The organism is Bradyrhizobium sp. in8p8 (assembly GCF_000426845.1).
Classification (GTDB): Bacteria; Pseudomonadota; Alphaproteobacteria; order Rhizobiales; family Xanthobacteraceae; genus Bradyrhizobium; species Bradyrhizobium japonicum_C.
The window spans coordinates 1-18,892 of sequence record NZ_AUGD01000024.1; the positions used below are offsets into that span (position 1 = coordinate 1).

At 65.4% G+C, this 18,892-nt stretch carries 16 protein-coding genes; 4 read left to right on the plus strand and 12 right to left on the minus strand.

The window, feature by feature from the left end; all coding sequences use genetic code 11:
- Positions 1-756: DUF1522 domain-containing protein (locus K408_RS0133315; protein WP_028146110.1), on the minus strand; the 756-nt coding region annotated here is incomplete at its 3' end.
- A gap of 318 nt (positions 757-1,074) precedes the next feature.
- Between K408_RS0133315 and flbT the strand changes: the two genes are divergently transcribed.
- The gene (gene flbT, locus K408_RS0133320) at positions 1,075-1,515 is read left to right on the plus strand and encodes a flagellar biosynthesis repressor FlbT (protein WP_024342958.1); all 441 of its coding nucleotides are present in this window, start codon (positions 1,075-1,077) and stop codon (positions 1,513-1,515) included.
- A gap of 97 nt (positions 1,516-1,612) precedes the next feature.
- On the opposite strand, the gene K408_RS0133325 is transcribed toward flbT, so the two are convergent.
- From K408_RS0133325 to K408_RS0133365, 9 genes are all read right to left on the minus strand, one after another.
- Positions 1,613-3,112, minus strand: coding sequence for a pyridoxal phosphate-dependent decarboxylase family protein (locus K408_RS0133325; RefSeq protein WP_024342957.1), 1,500 nt, complete (start codon positions 3,110-3,112; stop codon positions 1,613-1,615).
- Positions 3,109-4,362 carry an ATP-grasp domain-containing protein gene (locus K408_RS0133330; RefSeq protein WP_024342956.1) on the minus strand — a complete coding sequence of 418 codons (1,254 nt, stop codon included), beginning with the start codon at positions 4,360-4,362 and terminating at the stop codon, positions 3,109-3,111. The genes K408_RS0133325 and K408_RS0133330 overlap by 4 nt, the downstream gene beginning before the upstream one ends.
- A 1-nt stretch (position 4,363) precedes the next feature.
- Positions 4,364-6,013, minus strand: coding sequence for a hypothetical protein (locus K408_RS0133335; protein ID WP_024342955.1), 1,650 nt, complete (start codon positions 6,011-6,013; stop codon positions 4,364-4,366).
- Positions 6,003-6,788, minus strand: coding sequence for a hypothetical protein (locus K408_RS0133340; protein ID WP_024342954.1), 786 nt, complete (start codon positions 6,786-6,788; stop codon positions 6,003-6,005). The genes K408_RS0133335 and K408_RS0133340 overlap by 11 nt, the downstream gene beginning before the upstream one ends.
- 72 nt (positions 6,789-6,860) lie before the next feature.
- Positions 6,861-8,744 carry a flagellar protein gene (locus K408_RS0133345; protein WP_024342953.1) on the minus strand — a complete coding sequence of 628 codons (1,884 nt, stop codon included), beginning with the start codon at positions 8,742-8,744 and terminating at the stop codon, positions 6,861-6,863.
- Between the two features lie 20 nt (positions 8,745-8,764).
- The gene (flgK, locus tag K408_RS0133350) at positions 8,765-10,648 is read right to left on the minus strand and encodes a flagellar hook-associated protein FlgK (RefSeq protein WP_024342952.1); all 1,884 of its coding nucleotides are present in this window, start codon (positions 10,646-10,648) and stop codon (positions 8,765-8,767) included.
- Positions 10,649-10,683: 35 nt separating this feature from the next.
- Entirely contained in the window at positions 10,684-12,936 is a 2,253-nt protein-coding gene (locus K408_RS0133355) for a flagellar hook-basal body complex protein (protein ID WP_024342951.1), read from the minus strand.
- Between the two features lie 280 nt (positions 12,937-13,216).
- A complete protein-coding gene (msrB, locus tag K408_RS0133360) occupies positions 13,217-13,729 on the minus strand; it encodes a peptide-methionine (R)-S-oxide reductase MsrB (RefSeq protein WP_024342950.1) in 513 nt (170 codons plus the stop codon).
- 86 nt (positions 13,730-13,815) lie between these two features.
- On the minus strand, positions 13,816-15,285 hold the full coding sequence (locus tag K408_RS0133365; RefSeq protein ID WP_024342949.1) for an NAD(P)/FAD-dependent oxidoreductase: 1,470 nt from the start codon (positions 15,283-15,285) through the stop codon (positions 13,816-13,818).
- A gap of 92 nt (positions 15,286-15,377) precedes the next feature.
- On the opposite strand from K408_RS0133365, the gene K408_RS0133370 reads away from it, so the two are divergent.
- Both K408_RS0133370 and K408_RS0133375 read left to right on the plus strand, forming a co-directional pair.
- Positions 15,378-15,914 (plus strand): SixA phosphatase family protein, encoded by a 537-nt coding sequence (locus K408_RS0133370; protein ID WP_024342948.1) that lies wholly within the window; start codon positions 15,378-15,380, stop codon positions 15,912-15,914.
- Between the two features lie 50 nt (positions 15,915-15,964).
- Complete coding sequence (locus tag K408_RS0133375; RefSeq protein WP_024342947.1) at positions 15,965-16,390, plus strand: universal stress protein; 426 nt, start codon at positions 15,965-15,967, stop codon at positions 16,388-16,390.
- A 79-nt stretch (positions 16,391-16,469) separates the two neighbouring features.
- Here the strand turns inward: K408_RS0133375 and K408_RS0133380 are convergent, their stop codons facing one another.
- Positions 16,470-16,706, minus strand: a complete 237-nt coding sequence (locus K408_RS0133380) for a DUF1127 domain-containing protein (RefSeq protein WP_024342946.1) — start codon at positions 16,704-16,706, stop codon at positions 16,470-16,472.
- A 183-nt stretch (positions 16,707-16,889) separates the two neighbouring features.
- Between K408_RS0133380 and K408_RS0133385 the strand changes: the two genes are divergently transcribed.
- A complete protein-coding gene (locus tag K408_RS0133385; protein ID WP_024342945.1) occupies positions 16,890-18,233 on the plus strand; it encodes an aminotransferase-like domain-containing protein in 1,344 nt (447 codons plus the stop codon).
- A 20-nt stretch (positions 18,234-18,253) separates the two neighbouring features.
- On the opposite strand, the gene K408_RS0133390 is transcribed toward K408_RS0133385, so the two are convergent.
- Complete coding sequence (locus K408_RS0133390; RefSeq protein ID WP_028146111.1) at positions 18,254-18,844, minus strand: YdcF family protein; 591 nt, start codon at positions 18,842-18,844, stop codon at positions 18,254-18,256.
- Positions 18,845-18,892 lie beyond the last annotated feature (48 nt).

The window sequence follows — 18,892 nt, forward strand, 5'->3', positions numbered from 1 at the left end:
AGCCGTGGTGCCGAGATAGACGGTGGTGTTGCCGCTGCCGTCGGTGACGAGGTTGCCGCTGACGCCCGAGCCGGTCGGAACCGCGGTGCTCGCCGGGGCAGAACCCGCGCGGAAGGTGATGGTCTTGCCGTTGACGGTCAGCGTGTCGCCGTCAGCGGGCTGGGCGTTGCCGACCAGGCCGGTCGCCGTCGCCGCACCGTTCGCGATCAGGGTGATCGCACCGGTCAGCGCGGTGGTGCCATCGCCGGCCGTCGCCGCCGCACCGGTCAGGGTGCCGATGCTGGCGCCGAGCGTCGTGGTGCCGGTCGCCGCCGTGGTGCCGCCGGCCGCACCGCTATACAGCACGTTGCTGCTCGCGGTCGCGCTGGCATAGGACGTCGTGCCGCGCAGGTCGGCCGCCGTCGCACCCGAGATGGTGGTGGAGACGTTCGACTTCGTGGAATAGCCGACCGTGGTCTGCAGCGCCTGGTTGGCGATCGACTTCGCCGAGTCGATCAGCTTCTGCAGCGAGGTGATGCCGGTGTTGGCGGCCTGCAGCACCTGCACGCCGTTGGCGATGCCATCGAGCAGATTGTTGATGTCGCTGGCGCGGTTGTCGAGCGACTGTGCGGTGAAGAAGTTGGTGGGATTGTCCAGGGCCGAGTTGACGCTCTTGCCGGTCGACAGACGGTTCTGCGTGGTGGCGAGGAGGTCGGCGGTGGACTGGAGAGAGAGCAGGTTCTGACGAACCGATGCGGAGAGAACGATACCGGACATGACTCTGTTACCTTTCTGGTAAACGACGCTACTGTTACGCGTCTGCTTGGATCGATTGACCCAGCGACCGGCGGACCGTGGCGCCAAGACCTCTAACGAAACATGAAATGAAACCCGTGCTTTTGTCGGGTTGCGCCTGATTCGGCCGCGGACGCTGCCCGCATCGCCGCATCGGCCCCCAAGCGCGGCATTGAAACGATTGAGTTTTTCTCCGCAAATCCGCGGAATTTACAACTCGTTAACTTATTCCAAGCGAGAATTGGGCCTTGATGAGCCGCAACGAACGCTCGGTTACGAAAGCGTTGATGGAGAACAGGCATGGCCCTCAAGGTCGAGCTCAGACCGCACGAACGCATCATCGTCGGTAACTGCGTGATTACCAACACCGACCAGCGGGCGCGCCTCCTGATCGACGGCGACAACGTGCCGATCCTGCGCGAGCGCGACATCCTCACGCCGGAGACCGCCGATACGCCCGCCAAGCTCGTCTATCTCGCGGTCCAGCTCATGTACATCTCACCGGATCCGCAGACCCAGCACGGCACCTACTTCAACCTGGTGCGCGACATCGTCACCGCGGTGCCGAGTTCCTGGCCGATCATCGAGGCCATCAACAACAACATCCTGAACGGCGACCTTTACCGGGCGCTGAAGGACGCCCGCAAGCTGATTGCCTACGAAGAGAAGCTGCGGGATCAATATGTGGCCACACATCCGAAGCCGGAAGCGGACAAGGCCGACGTGAGCTCGGCCGCCTGATCGCGCCCCGCCCTAGCCGCGCGACGACCAAGCCGCGCAAACGACAACGGCCCCGGATCGCCTCCGGGGCCGTTGTCTTTTCTGGCGCACGTCAATGCTACTGCGCCGCGAGAGGCGGCGCTTCGACCTCGATCAGCGGGCCGCTGCACCGTCGTTCCCCGAACTCCAGCACCGCGGCGATCAGCGCATCGATGTCGGTCTCCTCTGTGCGGTGATTCACGATTGCAGCGCGGATCGCAAGCCTGCCGTCCAGCGTCGTGCTCGAGGGCGCCGCGGTGCCGCTTTCCTGGATGTCGGCAACGATCTCGCGATTGACCGCATCATCGGCACGGTAGCGGAAGCAGACGATATTGAGATTGACCGGCGCCAGCAGCTCCAGCCGAGATTCGGCCAGCACGCGTGCCTCGAGATATCTGGCCAGCGCGCAGCTTCGTGCGATCGCCGCACCCAGCCGATCGGTGCCGAACGTCTTCAGCGTGAACCATGTCTTCAGCGCACGAAAGCCGCGCGACAAATCGGGGCCGAGATCGCAGGGCCAGACCGCCCCCGCTGCAAGCCCCCTCGCCTCGCGGCGCAGATAGGCCGCCGGCTGTGCAAAGGCCTGCCGATGCTGCTCGCCGTCGCGCACCAACAGGAAACCTGCATCGTAAGGCACCTGGCCCCATTTGTGAAAATCGAGTGCGATTGAATCCGCAAGCTCGATGCCGCCGAGCATCGGCGCGAGCTCGGGCGACAGGATCGCGAGCGCACCGAAAGCGCCATCGACGTGAAACCAGATACCTTGCTCGCGGCAAAGCTCCGCAATCGCCCGGAGATCGTCGATCGCGCCGACATCGACCGTCCCGGCGGACGCGACCACCAGGAACGGCCTGAAGCCGACCTCGCGATCAACTGCGATCTGTGCGCGTAGCGCGGCGACATCGATGCGATGATCGGCATCGACAGCGATCCTGCGCAGCGCATCGGTGCCGAACCCGGCAACGTCCATCGCTCTGGAGACACATCCATGCGCGGCCTGCGACGTGTAAGCCGTAAGCAGCGCGCCGTCATTGCCGATGCCGTGCTGGCGCGCCAGCGTGCCGAGCGCCGCCGTGCGCGCCACCAGCACCGCCATCAGATTGGCCATCGACGTGCCCGTGACGAACACACCGCTCGCGCTATCGGGAAATGCGAACAGGCGGCGCATCCACTCGACGATCTGCCGCTCGACCTCGATCGGCATGTGGTCGCGTCCGCCGAGATTGGCATTGAGACCCGCCGCGAGCATGTCGGCGAGCATGCCGACCGCGGTGCCGCCCCCATGCACCCACCCCATGAACCCGGGATGCACGTTGCCTGTCGCATAGGGCGCGACATGCTCGGCGAACTCGCGGTAGACGTCGGCAAGGTCGCTCGCCTCGCGCGGCACGTCGGCTCTGAATGCCGCACGGACATCATCGGGGATCGGCCGCCAGACCGGGCGCGCCCGAACGTTGGCGATGCCGTCGATCGTCTCGTCCAGCATGCGATGGGCCAGCGCGCGAAATTCGCTCCAGTCCTGCGGATCGAGCGAGGTGCTCGTGACGGAGCTTTGCGTATTGCGGATGATCTCGTTCATGCTGCGCTCTCCTTGCCCGTCTTTGCATGCCGCGACAGCATCGCAGTGAACGCGGCGAAGATCTTGCGCATCTGCGGCGGCTTGTAGGGGAACACGACCGGCGAATCCATGTTGTGCACGACGGCGGTGTTGTCCGCCTCGAACACCAGAAGCTCGCCCTTCTGGTTCTCGGCGCAATCGATGATGAAATAATCCAGACCGACGCGCCGGCTCATCTCGTCGAGCGCGCTGCCATGCCGCGCGGCGAAGGCGTTGTCGAAGTCGCGCATGAAGACGGCTTCCTCGGCCCGCTTCTCCTCGCTGAACGCCATATAGGCGTTGAGATACCAGATGTCCCAGCGGTCGGCGATCGCCATGTGGCAGGCGTAGGGCTTGCCGTCGACCATCGCGAGGCGATACTTGCGGTAGAGCCCGTCGGCGCTGACATAGTCGACGAAACGTGCGACGAAGAAGTCCTGCTCTTTCCGTTCGGCGAGGTAGGCCGCAAGCGCCGCCGCCTCGTCGAGCTTGGCGAGGCCGACGCCGGCATGCGAGCCGCGTGGCCGTGCGATCATGGGAAAGTGCAAGTCGCTCGCGATGTCCTCGCACGCGATTGCGCCTCGTGCGAGATCCGACAATTGCGCGCGCGTCGCGTGAATGGTCGCAGGAATATCGAGACTTGGCACACCGGCCAGCAGCCGATACAGCTTGTCGCGATCGAGATTGCCGATGCGATCGGGGCGATTGAGCATCGGCCGCGGCCATTGCGGCGCGGCCTTTTCGATCAGAGCGAGCGCCTCGCGGCATTCCTCGGAATCCGAGGCGACCACGATGGCGACATCGTGCTCGGGCAAGGTTTCCGGCAGACCGACGCCCTTGACCACGTAAAGCGTCAGCAGCTCGATGTCGGAGTCTTCGAGCAGGAAATCGATCGGCGTATTGCCCCCCATGTCGATGTCGGCTGCGAGCGCGAGCACGCGCAAGCCGGGCTTCGGCGCCGCGCTGGGCGTGCGGAACAATTGATGGAAGGCCAGCACTTCAGACTGAATCGCAAGCCCCTGATCCTTGTCGCCCAGAAGCTGGCTGATCAACGACAGATCCAGCGCTTCGCCTGCCAGCGCCGTCCCCGCCGCGATCCGCGCCACGAGCTGGTCGCGCAAGGGATGCAGATCGACACCTTCGAAGGCCCGGCGTGTCAGCTGCGCAAAGCCGATGCGGTCGGCATAGTTCGCCGCAGTCAAGCCGATCGGAGCGGAAACTGGATGCTGCATCTCACACCTCGAACGCGGGCGCGGCCGGCACGGCCGCGACTCCGCCGCGGTCGAGCAGCAGCTCGATCTTCACCAGGACGTGCGCGATCCGGTCGAGAAGGCGCTGCACGTTGCGTTGCGACTCCCGCGCATCGGGCGACCAGGCCTCGGTGACGAGGCGTGCGCCGACGCAGAGGCGCAGCACTGCCTGCGGCGCCTCGTCCTGCCGCTCCAGCCGGACCGGCCGGCCGATCAGGCAGCGCTGCGCGGCGACCTCCCGGTCCGCCGCGCTGCCGCCGATCGCCGCGATCACGTCACACGCCAACGCGTGATGAACGGAAGCCATCTCGGCCGTCGAGACCGGCTGACCGTTGCGCAGCAATGTGAATGGAAAGATCGTGGCATGGGCGAACTCCTCGTCCTCCATGCCGGCCGTCGCGGCCGCGGTCGGCACGGCTCGGAACGACGGTGACAACCTGATCCTGCTGCCGATGCCCGCAGCGAGTTCGGCGAGCATCGCGGCGCGGAAAGCCCCGGGCACGGTGTAGTAGCTGCCGATCTCGGCCAGCGCAGCCTCCCAGCGCAACCATTGGCCGAAGTTCGGGCGGCGCTCGAACCGCGAACGCAGCTCCGCCCAGGCGATCGGCCAATCGCAACGGCCGGCGTAGTCCAGGAAGCCTGGCGCGATCCCCTCGACCCGGTCGAGCGATCTCGCAGGGTCTTTCGGCACCAGCAGCGCACCGCTGAAGGCCGGCCCCCCGAAGAACTTCGAGCCGGTGATCAGCACCATGTAGCCGCGGTCGAGATAGGCGCGCAGCCGGCGGCGGCCGAGCCGGGCCTGACATGCGTCGACCACGATCTGGACCTTGCGCGGCCAGCGCCGGGCGATCTCGTCGAGGCAGGCCGCACTCGGTGCGCGCCAGCCGAGCTTCGAGCAATCCATGATCTGGAGCAGCACTGGTGCACCTTGCGCGATCGTAGCCTCGATCGCTTGCAGCACCGCGGCGTCAGCGTCCGCGCGCATCGCGATCCCGGAGGCGGCCTCGCGCAGTGGCAACGCTATGCTGGCGCCGGCGAGTCCGGCAACGGCGCCGTCCTTGCGGACCGCAACGCCACTCGCCGTCATGGAGCTGAAATGATGACCGCGGGCGGTATGGGTCGTCCCGCTTCCAGTCTGCTCGGCGCCGACCACGATGGTCACCGGACGCGCGCCGAGTATCGCGCGCGCCAGGAACAGGGCATGGAGCTGGGAGTCCGTGCCGGATGGCGAGAACACCACATCGACGCGCGGCGAAAGCTCCAGATGGCCGCGCAGCTCGTCGCGCATCTCCTCGCAACGCGCATCGAAAGCGACCTCGACCTCGTCGAACAGGCACTTGTGCATCAGCTCGTCCCGCGCCAGCGCGGCGCGGTCATAGGCCGCTTGCGAGATCGTCGATGCGGTCGAGGAGGCGAATTCCCAGACATCCGGGTCCGGCGAGACCGCGCAACCATAAGCGTTCGTCGAGTCCTTGGGATCGAGCGCGAGCCGCGGGTCGCCGCCGGAGACGAGCAGCATATCGAGGGGGGTGAAGAGATCACGCAGGCGATAGCGCGAGCCGCCGTCGGAAGCGCGCTCCGCCTCCGACAAGCGGGATGCGCCGCCGCTCATCCCGGCAGGCTCACGCCGCATCGGCCGCCGCCGCTGCGGGCACGGCTGCGAATTGCGAAGCGATATCGCCGTGAAACACGGACGGCCCGACGTGATCGAGCGAGCTCTGAATGTCGGCCCAGATCTCGCCGCCGATATCGGTCCAGCGCTTGCAGAAAGCGAAGTCTTCGGAAAGATAGGTGCCGGTTGCCGGATCGATCATGCATTCGAACAGCGCGAACCGGTTCTGGCTCGCTGCCAGTGCATCGTGCGAATGCTCCCGGAAGAATTGCAGGCCAGCGTAGGCCGGATGGCGGCACATCGCTTCCAGCACGTGGCGGCGGATCATCAGAAAGCCGGTCCCGGCATAACGCACGCGGGTAAAGCCGTTGACGACGACGATGCGATCGGGATCCTCGATCTCGAGCACGTAGTCGAGCGAGGCTGCCGGCACGTCGGTGCGGCCAGCGGCCATCGCACGTCTGGCCTTGTCCCAGTTGACCCGCTTGATGGGATAGCAGCCGGCGACGACGTCCGCACCGCATTCGATCAGGCGGAACACCTGCTCCGGCTTGAAGCCGATATCGGCATCGATGAACAGGAAATGCGTTGCCCTGGGATCGTCCAGGAACAGTGCGACCAGGTTGGCTCGGGCACGCGTGATCAGCGCATCGCCGTCGCGCAAATGCACCTTGAGCTCGAGATTGGACATGCCGTGCACGGCGCGCTGTAGCGCGAAGATGGAGCTCGCATAGATGCTCGACACCTGCCCGCCGAAGCACGGCGTGGCCACCACCAATTGCATCCTGTCCGACATCGTCAGCCCCGCCCCGCTCCAATCCTCACCAAGAGGTAAAGAGGCATGGTTAACGACGCCTTAACGCATCCCTTACAGGAACTTGACCAGCGAGAGCTGCGCCAGGTTGGAGGTCACCTGATAGGACGCCTGGAGTGCGTTCTGGAGTGCCAGAATCTCGCTCGCGACCTGGTCCGGTGAGGCCGATTCCGCCTGGTCGATGATGGTCTGCAGCTGCGCCTTGGCCTGGGTCTGGCGCGTGGTCGCGTCGTTCATCGTGTTCTGGGCCATCGCGATGTCGGTCTGGATGTCCTCGATGCGCTGCTGCCCCGGCTGCTGGGTCAACGCCTGCGTCACCCGCAGGCTCAGCGCCGCCACCTGTCCGCCCGAATATTGTCCCGTCGGTGAGGTCGAGAAGGTCCCGAACACCGCGATCGCCTGCAATTGCCGGCGGATCGCATCCTCATTGGCCTGGGCGCCATACTGCACCGTCACGGCATCGTCGACCCGCGCTATCGCCGTCGAGCGAGGCGAGCCGGGTCCGTCATTGCCCAGGTACCATTTCACCGTGTTGGCCGAGCCGTTCACCAGCGTGGTTGCCGAGTTCGCGGGCGAGGAGCCGACGCGCAGCGGCGGTTGCGTGGCCGTCACCGGGGTCGAGCCGAAGCCGAGCGCGTTCAGCGCCCCCGTATTCGAGGTCGTGATACTGAGGCTCGCCGCATCGTCGGTGTTGATCGTGATCGAACCGCCATGAACCGTCGAGGGTTTCGACGTCCCCGTGATCTGGTCGATCTTGCTGAGCATGGTCTGGACGTTGTCGGTGACGTTGAGCTGGTTGCCGGTCGCGCCCGAGCTGACGAAAGTCAGCGTGGTGCCGTTGACGGTGATGGTGTCGCCCGCAACGAAGCCCGGAGAGATCGAGTCCGAGGGGCTCGGGCCCGATAGCGCCGTCGCCCCGGCGATGGGGGCCGGCGGCGCGGCCTGGTTGTTGACGGGCGTGCCGATCGCCGAGCTCGCGGTGTTGAAGAAATTGTCGCCGGCGACGATCGCCGATGCCGCAACCAGCGAGGTGTTGGCGAGTTTGGCGATTGCGGTGTTCAGTGCCGTGTTGAGATTCGCGGCGGTGTTGTTCGGGTTGACGGGGGTGCTCGCATCGATCGCGAAACTGCCGAGAGGGGTCGGCGTCGCGCTGGACGCGGTGAGGTCGATCTGCTCCGTCGTGCCGTCCGGCAGCGTGAACTGAATGCTCAGCTTGTCGCCATTGTTCGGATTGACGCCGTTGAGATCGACCGAGAAGGACACCGGCGAGCCGCTCGGGCCGGTGACGGTCGCGCCCGTCAGCGTGGAGGACACCGCCTTGATCTTGAGGCCGAACGGCGATCCGGCCACGTCTTCCGACACCTGCACCGAGCTCGGCGTCGGCTGCGTCTGCACCAGCCGCCCCATGCCGTTCGCCCCCAGATCGGCGGCTTGGCGCTCCGCCATGACGGTCTTGAAGCCGGCCTGCGTCGTGGTGCCATTGATGATGTCGCCGGCATCCGCGACCGACTGCGTATTCACGGCCGTTCCGGAAAACAGATAGCGGCTGCCGGTCTGCGTGTTGAGGACGCCGACCATCGAGCCGAACTGGGCGGCGGCGGTGTTCTGCGCGATCGTCTGGCCGTTGACATTGAGATCCTGCGCGGTAGAGGCCGAGCCCGTTTGCACCGTACTGCGAATCTTGGTCAGCGATTGCAGCGCAGTGTTCGCTAGATTGATGCTGACGTTGACGTTGGTGATCGTGTCGGTGTAGGCGGCGATGTTGGAGAGCTGCGCGCGACCGGCGATTGCGAAGCCTTCGTTGGTGCCCATGCCAGCATAGTTCTGCGACAGCTTGCCGGTCGAAAGCTGCGTCGACAGATCGGTGAGCTGCTGATTGATGTTGCGAATCTGCGCGCCGAGAACCGACGAAGAGTAGTTGATGCTGCTGATCGACATCTGTCAGAGCCCTGTACTGGTTACACTTGCGCCTGGAGCAACGTGTTCATCATGCTCTGCACCACCGACATGACGTGGGCGTTGGCGGCATAGGCATTCTGAAGCTGGATCAGGTTCGACATCTCCGCGTCCAGGTTCACGCTGGAGGTCGAGTCGAACTTGGCCTGCAGCGTCGAGACCACGACGCTCTGGCCCTCCTGGAGCTGGGTCGACTGCGTCGCGGCGTTCGCCTGTACGCTGAGGAACTGCTGGAGAAAATTCGAAACGCTGCCGGTGAAGGGCTGGCTCGCCGAGCCGAGGCCGCTCTGTGGCGAATAGGAAAACACCGCATTGGTGAGCTGCGAGTAGAGATAGTCCGAACGCGTGGTGTCGCCTGCGGGCGTCACCGGCGAGGTGCTGTAGACCGACATCCGGGTCGGATCGGATACCAGCTGCGTGTTCACGGCGATGCGTCCGGCAAGCCCTGTCATCTGCGAGCCCGATGCCGTGAAAGCGCCGGTATAGAGCGCCTGGCCGCCGTCGGTGAACAGCGGCAGCTGCGGATTGCCCGAGGTCAGCGACGAGATCGTCTTTGTGGTCGAGGCCGAACTCACCTTGGCAAGGCCGGTATTGTCGTCGGTCAGCCGCAGCGTCGTGGCTGTCGCCGGGGACGGGGCGGCGGAGAACGACAGGTGCGTGCCTGACAACGCGGTGTTGAGCGCGGAGGCGATCGCGCCCATGCCGCCGGAGAAATTGACGCCGATCCGCATCGGGTTCGCATTGGTCGGGTTCTGAAGCGGCAGTGCGGCCGGGTCGGTCACGTTGACCAGCGTGATCTGACGCTGGGTATTGGTCGCCGTGTCCGTATAGGTGATGTTGACCGTGTTGCCCGGCAGCGCTCCGGCGAGCTCGAGATCGAACCCCGTAGGCGGACCGGACACCGTGCTGCCGGCCGTGGTCTTGTCGGATAGCGCGCTCGCCATCGTGGCGGCGAGCTCGTCGATCTGGTTCTGCGCCTGCACCAGGATCTGGTCGCGCAGCTTCAGGTCGGCCGCGATCTGGCCGGAAGAGACCACGTTGTTGGCGACAACGTCGACCTGCGAGCCGTTGGGCAGCTTGATATTGAACGCACCGACGCCGGACTTGGCGGGATCGATGTTGTAGAGCGAGGTTGCCGACAGCGCGCCGGCGGAGGCAAAGGAGAATTCCGAGGCGAGCCCGGCGCCAACGAGCTGAATGCCGGTCGTGGTGTAGATGTTGGCCTGGTTCGAGCCGTCGGTGGTGACGCGGACGTCGACGTATTTCGACAGCGTGTTGATGGCCTGGTCGCGCTGGTCCATCAGCACGGCGGCCGAGGGATCGTTTGCAGACAGGCCCTGGAGCCTGGTGTTGATGTCGGCGATCTGCTTCATGGCCGCGTTGGCGGCTTGCGCCGAGTTGCCGAGGTCCTGCTCGACGTTGGAGCGCAGCGATTGGATGCCCTTGGTGGTGACGTTGAGCTGCTGCGCCAGGGCCTGCGCCGCGCCGAGCGCCACCGTCTGCGCCGACGATGCGCCCGAACTGGTCGACAGCGCCTGAAGCGCCGTTGTGAACTTGTTCAGCGCGCTTTCGAGCGTGCCGGCATTGCCGGGCGTGCCATAGACATCCTGAAGCTGCTTCAGGATGTTGGCCATCTGGTCGGCGTAACCGCTACCGCCGATCTCGGTCCGAAGCTGGTTCAGCACGTAGGTGTCGAGCTGGCGGCTGACACCGGTCGTCATCGCCGTCGCGCCGAACTCGCCGGTCGTGACCTCGATCTGGTTCGGCGTCTGGACGACGTAACCCGGCGTCTGCGAGTTCGCGACGTTGGAGGAGACGATCGAGAGCGCGGCCTGGTTGGCACGCAGACCGCTCATCGCACTGGCGAGGGCTGAACTCAAACCCATATCACTGACCCGCCTTTGGTTATGTCACGCGCCGATCAGCGCAACACGTTCAAGAGATCCTGCACCATCGAATTCGCGGTCGTGATCACCTTGGTGTTGGCCGAATAGGCCTGCTGGGTCACGATCAGCTTGGTGAATTCGTCGGCGATGTCGGTGTTGGACCCCTCCAGGGACGAGCCGCTGATGGTCCCCGAGGCGCCGTCGATGGCGTCTCCCGACTGTTCGGTCGCGGCATAGGCGCCGCCGTCCATCGCCTTCAGATAGTTGGTGCCGTTGAAGTGCGAGAGCTGCACCTGGGCAAGGTTGAGGTTCTGGCCGTTGGAGAAAGTGCCGACCACGACGCCATTGTTGTTGACGGCGACCGAGCGAAGCTGACCGGCGGCATAGCCATTCTGGGTGATGGTGTTGATGGTCACCGCGCCGCTGGTGCTGGCATATTGCGTCAGCCCGCCGGAGGAGATGTTGAAGGCGACCGAGCCGAGCGACTGGCCGCTGACGGTGACGTTGTTGATGGTGATGCCCGAGCCGCTCGGCGACGTGAGCGAGCCGTCGGCGGCAAATGTGAAGGTCTGCCCGGTGTTGACCCAACCGACGGTCGTACCGGTTGCGTTCGGGTCGGTCTGGTAGAACAGGTTCCAGCTATCCGAATGACCCGCGCCGAGCGAAGCGCTGTCGGTCTTGGCCCAGCGCAATTGCAGGTTCACCGGCGTACCGGCGGCGTTGTAGGCGGTCACCGCGCCGCCACTGATCGATTCCTTGGTGAAAGTGGCGATGTCGTTGCCGATCACCCCGCCGGTGCCGGCCGTGCCGCCACCGTCGCGATTCCGGGTGATCGTCGAGGTGAAGCCAAGTGCCGAGAAGGCGGCGCTGTTGGAGCTGGAGACCGTCAGGTTCGAGACGGTGCCGGTGTTGAGGGTAATCACGCCGCCGCTGCTGACCGACGATCCCGACGCGCCGGAGAGCGCGTCGATCTTGCCGAGCAGGGTCGTGACGTTGTCCGTGACGTTGATCTGGTTCGGTCCCGAGGCACCCGAGTTCATGAAGGTCAGCGTCTGACCGTTGACGGTGATGGTATCGCCCGCGGAGAAGCCGGATGTGAGCACCTGTGCGCCGCCGGCGGTCGCGGTGCCGCTCAGCACAGTCGCGCCCGAGATCGCTGGCGAGGACAGCACGTTGCCGCCGCGTGTCACGCTGCTGATGCCGAGCGCGGTGGCGGCCGTGCCGCTGCCGATTGCGACGTCAGTGCCGGTGCCGCTCGAGATCTGGATATTGCCGCTGACCGAGAGCGAAGCGGTGACGCCGGCGCCGCCGGCAGTCTGGATCGCATTCAGGATGTCGGCGACGGTCGCGGTCGTGCCTGCACCGAGACCGATCGTGGTGTTGCTGCCGACGGTCGAGACCGTGGTGCCGCCGTCGAACGTGATGGTGTTGCCGTTGATGGTCAGCGTCTGGCCGCTCAATGCGGTCAGAATGCTGGATGCGAGATGCGTGCCGGCGGCATTGTCAAGGGAAGTGGTTGTCGAAGCGACCGCCGACGAATTGTTCTGGAGCGCAACCGTGCCCGTCGCCGTCGTCGACGAATAGGCCGAGCGGATGTTGCCGGTTGCTGCCGCGCCTGACACCGTCGCGTTGGCATAGGGCGCCGGAGGCGTGCCGACCGGCAGCGGGTTCGCGGCGAAATCGGACGGGTTGAGCCCGCCGGCCGCCAGCAACGTGCCGGTCGACGCCGTGGTTTTCGCCACCGTGTTCGGCTGCGTCGGCAGGTTCGCCGCGTACTGGATGGAGGTGGTCGCCTGCGCCGGAATGAAGTTGTTCTGGAATTGCAGGACGTTCGCCACGCTGCCGGTCGGGTTGCCGGTCTTCGGATCGACCGTGACGCCCATCAGATAATAGCCGGCGCCGTTGACCAGATTGCCGTTGGCATTGAGCTGGAAGTCGCCGCGCCTCGTGTAGTAGGTCACCCCGGTGAACACGGGCACGTTGTCGACGACGCCGCTCGCCTTCTGGATCGAGAAGAAACCGTCGCCAGTGATCGCCATGTTGGTGGCGACGGTGGAGGACGAGATCGTGCCCTGCGTGGTGATGGTGGCCTTCGCGTTGGCCTGCACGCCGCCTGCGACCTGCTTGCTTGGGACCGACGAGTCGGGAATGAGGTCGACGAAGCTGGTACCGATGCCCTTGTAACCGGTGGTGGATGAGTTCGCGATGTTGCCTGAAATGTTCTGCAGCGCGAAGGACTGCGCCTGCAGGCCACCCACCGAGGTGTTCATTGCATCGAAGATACCCATAACTTTGTCTCCAAATCCGATCTCGGCGGCCGGTCGACCATGGCCGCAATCGGGAGAGACGTCGCAAGGCCTATGCCAATGCGGGTATCTTCAAAAAATCAATGACTTAGATAGACATGCCCCGGTCGGATGACCGGGGCACAATTGCCGGGCCGGCAACAATTGCCGGGGCGTGATGTCATTCCGGGCGGTCCGAAGGACCGAGCTCAGGTGCGCACTTGCGCGCCTGAGAATCTCGACTCGGTGCCGGCGCATTGCTCCGCAACGATCCAGGCAAAACCTACGTCGCCGACGCCGCGGCCGGATGGAAGACCAGCCCGAAACCATCGATGCAGTAGCGCAAGCCGGTCGGCTTCGGGCCGTCATCGAACACGTGGCCGAGATGGCCGCCGCAGCGCCGGCAATGCACCTCGGTGCGGACCATGCCGTAGGTACGATCCACGGTCTTGCCGACATTGCCTTCGATCGGCGCATAGAAGCTCGGCCATCCCGTGCCGCTCTCGAACTTGGTCTCGGACGAAAACAGCGGCAGGTCGCAGCCGGCGCAGGCGAAGATGCCCTTGCGGTGCTCCTTCAAAAGCGGGCTGGAGCCGGGTCGCTCGGTGCCGTGATTGCGAAGTATCTCATATTGCTGCGGTGTGAGCTGGGCGCGCCACTCGGCCTCCGTCTTTGTGATCTCGAACTTTTGCGCGGCCTTCTCGCCAGCCTCGGCGGGGGACGCTCTCAGCCAGCGGAAGGCCGAAAGGCCGAGCAAGCCGGCGGCAGTCGTTAGCAGGATGCGGCGGTCAAACATCTCATTCTCCGTGCGCGGGCAGTCCACGCCCTGAGATACGGGCCTCAAGGCCCGACGTTACACCTCCGGCGGGATTTTTCGCAGGCTTATCGTGAGACGCCGGCGTCGTGGGAGACCGGTTCCATCGCCTGTTCTGCATCGTGGGCAGCAGGCGTCAACCGCGAGGTCGGCCGCGGCTCAACACCGGGTGGCGGGCGGCGCGGGCCGGTGCCGGCGGCGCGGTTGGCTTGGGCGAGCCGCGCCTCGCGGTCCCTGTCCCTGGCTCGCGCTCGCTCGCGGTAGCGGGCGAGCGAGCCTGTCGCGGCGGAACTCGCCCTGCCCCACATCCCGACCAATTGGCCCGCGACGCGCCCGGTTGCACCGCCCGCCCAGACCAGCTCGAATGGCGAGAACAATTTCCAGCGCTCGTCGCCCCATAGAATGCTGCGCGCGATCATCTGCCCGGCCATGGCGGAGGTGTTCATGCCTTGGCGGCCGAACCCGCTCACCACCCAAAGGCCTTTGCGCAGCTGACCGATCTGCGGCATTCCGTGAACGGTCTGGCCGGTGGCGCCGCCGAACATCTGGGTGATCTCGACGTTGCCGAGCTCGGGAAAAATCGTGCGGATTCGCCGCCTCACGGCGCCGGCGAAGCGCTCGGGGCTTGCCGCCCAGGTCGTCTCCGGGCTCTCCCACAGCAGCCGGTCGCCTTCGACGATTCGGAAATGGTCGATGCCGTCAGAATCCATCACGGATCCTTTGAAGGCGATGACCTCATGCAGGCGCTCGCCGAGCGGCGCGGTGATGCCGGCATAGCGCCAGACCGGCAGCAGCGTCTCCGACAGGCGCTTCAACGGCGCACCGAGATGGACGTTGCCGGCGAGCACGATGTGGCTCGCGCGCAGCCGCGCCGAGGGCGTGACGATGCGCTTGCGGATGCCGGAATGATCGATGCTGACGACCGGAGTGTCCTCGAAGATGCGGGCGCCCGCCCGCCGCGCCAGCGCCGCAAGGCCGTGCACATATTTGCGGCCGTCGACCTGGAACGCTTTGGGATAATATACGCCGTGGAAGTAGCGATCGGTCTTGAGCACGTCGCGGACGCGCTCGGCCTGCCAGCCCTCGACCTCGGTGTCGAAGTCCTCGTTCAGCATTTGCAAGCGGCTGATCAGCCGGTCGCCCGCATCAATGTTGGACACCTCCAGCACGCCGTCGCTGGGGCCGATCCCCGGCATGTTTTCTTCCGTGGCATTGGCCCGGACGAACTCGGCACCCTCCTTCGACAGCATCCACAATTCGCGCGCATCCTCGAAGCCAATGCGCTCGATCAGGTCGGTGAGCGGCAATGCAAAGCCCGGCATCACCGTCCCGAGCTGGTTGCCGGAGGCGTTCCAACCGACCTGACGGCCCTCGAGCACCGCGACGCTGGCCCCGAGCCGGGCCGCTTCCAGCGCGATGGACAACCCGGCAAGGCCCGCACCGACGACGCAGATGTCGGTGTCGAGATCGAATGACAGCCGCTCGCGATCGCGAAGGCCGGCGCCTTCCTGGGGCACGCTTGTGAAAGTCTCGCTCATGTCGTTACTTAAGATACCAACTGGGCGCCTGTCACCTTGTCCTCAACGCGCGCCTGTAGATTATCCCGGACGGGGAACGATTCGAGAATGCCATGCGCCGTTTGATGCTGCTGCGTCACGCCAAGACCGAGACCGACGCGCCGAGCGGCCGTGACCAGGACCGCCGCCTGGACGAACGCGGCCACAAGGATGCCGCACGGATCGGCGCCTGGATCGCCACCCATCCACCCTTTCCCGAGACCGTGCTGGTGTCGCATGCCGTGCGAGCCCGGCAGACCTGGGACATCGCCTGGGAGGCGATGAAGGACCGCGTCCCGGCGCCGCAGGTCGAGATCCTGCCGGAACTCTATGGCGCCGATCCTGCGGAGATCCTGGACACCATTCGCACTGCAACCGCGCCGGCCGACCCGAAGCAGTTGCTGCTGATCGGCCACAATCCCGGCATGCACGAGATCGCCCTGATGCTCACAGGCGGCGGCGATCCTGATGGCGCCAAGGCGCTCGGCGACAATCTGCCCACCGCGGGGCTTGCGATCTTCGACTTTGACGTCAAGGATTGGGCTGATGTGGCCTACCGCCGCGGCAGGCTGGTGCTGTTCGTCAGCCCCAAGCTGCTTCGATCGGGATGATCGCGCGACGTATCGCCAGGACGTACTGACCGAAAGATTTGGAGGCGCAGATGTTCAAGTCCATCCTCGTGCCCATCGACCTCGCCGATACCGATCTGGCCAAGCCGGCGATCGCAACCGCGGCGACGTTGTCTCAGACCTGGAGCGGCACGGTGCGCCTGCTCAACGTGCTGCCGATGACGCCGGTGATGCTCGCCGAATACGTCCCGGCCGATTTCGACGAGCAGCAGCGCGAGACGTCGGAGGAGGCCCTCGCCATCGTCGCGCGCGAATCCGGCATCGACCCGGCGCGGATCTCCACGGTGGTACGCCAGGGCGGCATCTACCACGAGATCCTGGAGGAAGCCGCGCAGATGAAGGCCGACCTGATCGTCATGACCTCGCACCGGCCGGCGATGCGCACTTATTTCCTCGGCTCCAACGCAGGGCACGTGGTGCGCTACGCCAAGTGCTCGGTGCTGGTGGTGAGGCACTGAGGGTTGCTGCCGCTGCCACGACGTCCGGAATCCCTCCGCGGAGAGATTCTGGATTGCTTCGGGACACGCGGGAGAGGCGTCACAAATACCGCGACAGCTCGTCCTTGAACTGTCCGTACACCGCGTCCTCGATCTGACTGCGCGTGATGCCGATATCGCGCAGCGCGCGGTCGTCGAGTTCATTCAGCGTCTTGACGGCGGAGCGGCGCTCCAGGCGGTCGAACAGCGCAGAGACACCATGGGCGAGCGCACCAAGAAATCCGCCCGACGAGGATGGGCGTAAACTCCGCCCGGCAGTTTGCGAAATCGTGGTCATCTTTCTTCTCCGGCCTGTCGTCCCGCGCGACGAAGCTGCGCCGTTGGCGCGGACGCTGTCGGCGCCTGCACCTCATCTGCCGTCGGATTGCTCTCGCTCTCCTCGGCCAACCGCGGAACTTGATGGAACCTAAATGCTCCAGTACACTTCTCGGAGCAAGTAAAACATTGCTCTCGGTGCAATATGTCCAAGTTCGAGTACGTGAAGCTTGCCGATGCCATTGCGGCCGATATCACTAACGGCACGTTAAGGCCCGGCGACCGGCTGCCGCCGCAGCGCGATTTTGCCTATGACCGTGGCATCGCGGTGTCGACCGCGAGCCGGGTTTATACGGAATTGCTCCGCCGCGGGCTCGTTGTCGGCGAGGTCGGGCGCGGTACATTCATCTCCGGCGACATCAGGCGCGAAGTCGGCACGATGAGCGAGCCGGCCGAGGCGCGCATCAATTTCGAGGTCAATTATCCGCTATTGCCGCAGCAATGGGCGATGATCGCCAAAAGTCTTGCGGGGCTCGAGCGCGTCGATGCGCTCGAATCCGCGCTGCGCGTGTCGACCAGCACCGGCACCAGGAGCGCACGCACTGCCGCCGCCGCCTATCTCGCGCGCAAGGATTTCACGCCTCAGCCCGAGCAGGTCTTCTTCACCGCCAACGGCAAGCAATCGCTCGCGGCCGCGCTTGCGGCGCTCGTTCCCACCGGCGGCCGCTGCGGCGTCGAGGCGCTGACCTATCCCTACGTCAAGAGCATCGCCGCGCGTCTCGGCGTGACGCTGGTGCCGATTCCGATGGACGGCTTCGGCGCGCGTCCCGACGCCATCCAGAAGGCGCATCGCGAGGCACATCTGTCGGCGCTGTATCTCCAGCCCATCATCCAGAACCCGCTCGGCGTCACCATGAATGCGACGCGGCGCGCCGACATCATGCGCGTCGCCGAGAAGCTCGATCTCACCATCATCGAGGACGCCGTCTACGGCTTCCTGGCCGACGACACGCCTTTGGCTGCCCTCGACCCCGAGCGCTGCATCGTGATCGACAGCCTGTCCAAGAAGGTCGCGCCCGGGCTTGCCCTCGGCATCCTGGTCGCGCCGGCTCACTTGCGCGAAAGCGTGATGAGCGCAATCCGCACCGGGGGCTGGATCGCCTCCGGCCACGCTCTGGCGGCCGGACAGCGGCTGATGGCCGACGGCACCGTTGCCGAGCTGACGCGGCTGAAACGCATCGACGCCGCGCGGCGCCAGCAGACTGCCTCCAGGCTGCTCGCCGGCTATCAGCTCGCCGCCGACACGCGCTCATACCATTTGTGGCTGACGCTGCCACCGCATTGGCGCTCCCAGACCTTCGTCGCCGCAGCAGCACGGCGCGGCATCGCGCTGACGCCGTCCTCCACTTTCGCGATCGCGCATGGCCATGCACCCAACGCGGTGCGGCTCGCCCTTGCCCCGCCCTCGCCCGAGCAGCTCGATTCCGGCCTGCGCACCATCGCCTCGCTGCTCGGCACCAAGGAAGAGGATTTCGACTCGACGGAGTAGCTCGCGGACCCTCGCGCCGGTCACGCCTCCGGCCATTCCGCGATGAAGCCTTTCGCCTTGTACGGCTCGATCTTGTCCCATTCGTGCAGCATGCGGCGGCGAAATTCCGCATCGGTGTGCCAGAGGGCGCGAGGGGTCGCAAAGCTGTCAACGGTGAGCAGCATTTTCTCCACCTCCGGCCAGTGCCGGTGCAACGTCATAGGGTAGCGCCGCGCGGTCCAGGTGTTGCCGAGGCAGATCACGTTGCGAATGTTGGCAAGGCCGAGCGCCGCATCGATGATCGGGAGCGAGAAGATCACGTTCTCTCCGGTGTTCATCGCGCGATGCTCTTCGAGGACAAGTTCCGCCGGAACGCCTGCGTTGACCATCGCCGTCTTGATCAGCGTACATTCGGATTGCTCCGAGCCCGGCGTCACCCCGCCGCTAACAATCGACCAGCGGAAATAGCCCTCTCGCCACAGGCGCGCCGCAGTGTCGGCCCGCAACATGTCGTCCTCCCGGGTACCGAACACGAACAGCAGGTCGGCCGGCACCAGCGGCGTCTCGATCAGGTGCCTGCGATTGATTTCGGCGATCTCGTCCGCAGCAAGCGGGCGGGTGGTGGGATCCATGGAAGGCATGGCTGCACGATGCGACAGGGGCGCAGGAAGGCGAACTCA

Coding starts and splice junctions, on each gene's coding strand:
- K408_RS0133370 (WP_024342948.1), top strand. CDS start 15,378: ATGCGCCGTTTGATGCTGCTGCGTCACGCCAAGACCGAGACCGACGCG.
- K408_RS0133375 (WP_024342947.1), top strand. CDS start 15,965: ATGTTCAAGTCCATCCTCGTGCCCATCGACCTCGCCGATACCGATCTG.
- K408_RS0133330 (WP_024342956.1), bottom strand. CDS start 4,362: ATGCAGCATCCAGTTTCCGCTCCGATCGGCTTGACTGCGGCGAACTAT.
- K408_RS0133335 (WP_024342955.1), bottom strand. CDS start 6,013: ATGCGGCGTGAGCCTGCCGGGATGAGCGGCGGCGCATCCCGCTTGTCG.
- K408_RS0133365 (WP_024342949.1), bottom strand. CDS start 15,285: ATGAGCGAGACTTTCACAAGCGTGCCCCAGGAAGGCGCCGGCCTTCGC.
- K408_RS0133340 (WP_024342954.1), bottom strand. CDS start 6,788: ATGTCGGACAGGATGCAATTGGTGGTGGCCACGCCGTGCTTCGGCGGG.
- K408_RS0133355 (WP_024342951.1), bottom strand. CDS start 12,936: ATGGGTATCTTCGATGCAATGAACACCTCGGTGGGTGGCCTGCAGGCG.
- K408_RS0133345 (WP_024342953.1), bottom strand. CDS start 8,744: ATGTCGATCAGCAGCATCAACTACTCTTCGTCGGTTCTCGGCGCGCAG.
- K408_RS0133380 (WP_024342946.1), bottom strand. CDS start 16,706: ATGACCACGATTTCGCAAACTGCCGGGCGGAGTTTACGCCCATCCTCG.
- K408_RS0133390 (WP_028146111.1), bottom strand. CDS start 18,844: ATGGATCCCACCACCCGCCCGCTTGCTGCGGACGAGATCGCCGAAATC.
- K408_RS0133325 (WP_024342957.1), bottom strand. CDS start 3,112: ATGAACGAGATCATCCGCAATACGCAAAGCTCCGTCACGAGCACCTCG.
- flbT (WP_024342958.1), top strand. CDS start 1,075: ATGGCCCTCAAGGTCGAGCTCAGACCGCACGAACGCATCATCGTCGGT.
- K408_RS0133385 (WP_024342945.1), top strand. CDS start 16,890: ATGTCCAAGTTCGAGTACGTGAAGCTTGCCGATGCCATTGCGGCCGAT.
- flgK (WP_024342952.1), bottom strand. CDS start 10,648: ATGGGTTTGAGTTCAGCCCTCGCCAGTGCGATGAGCGGTCTGCGTGCC.
- msrB (WP_024342950.1), bottom strand. CDS start 13,729: ATGTTTGACCGCCGCATCCTGCTAACGACTGCCGCCGGCTTGCTCGGC.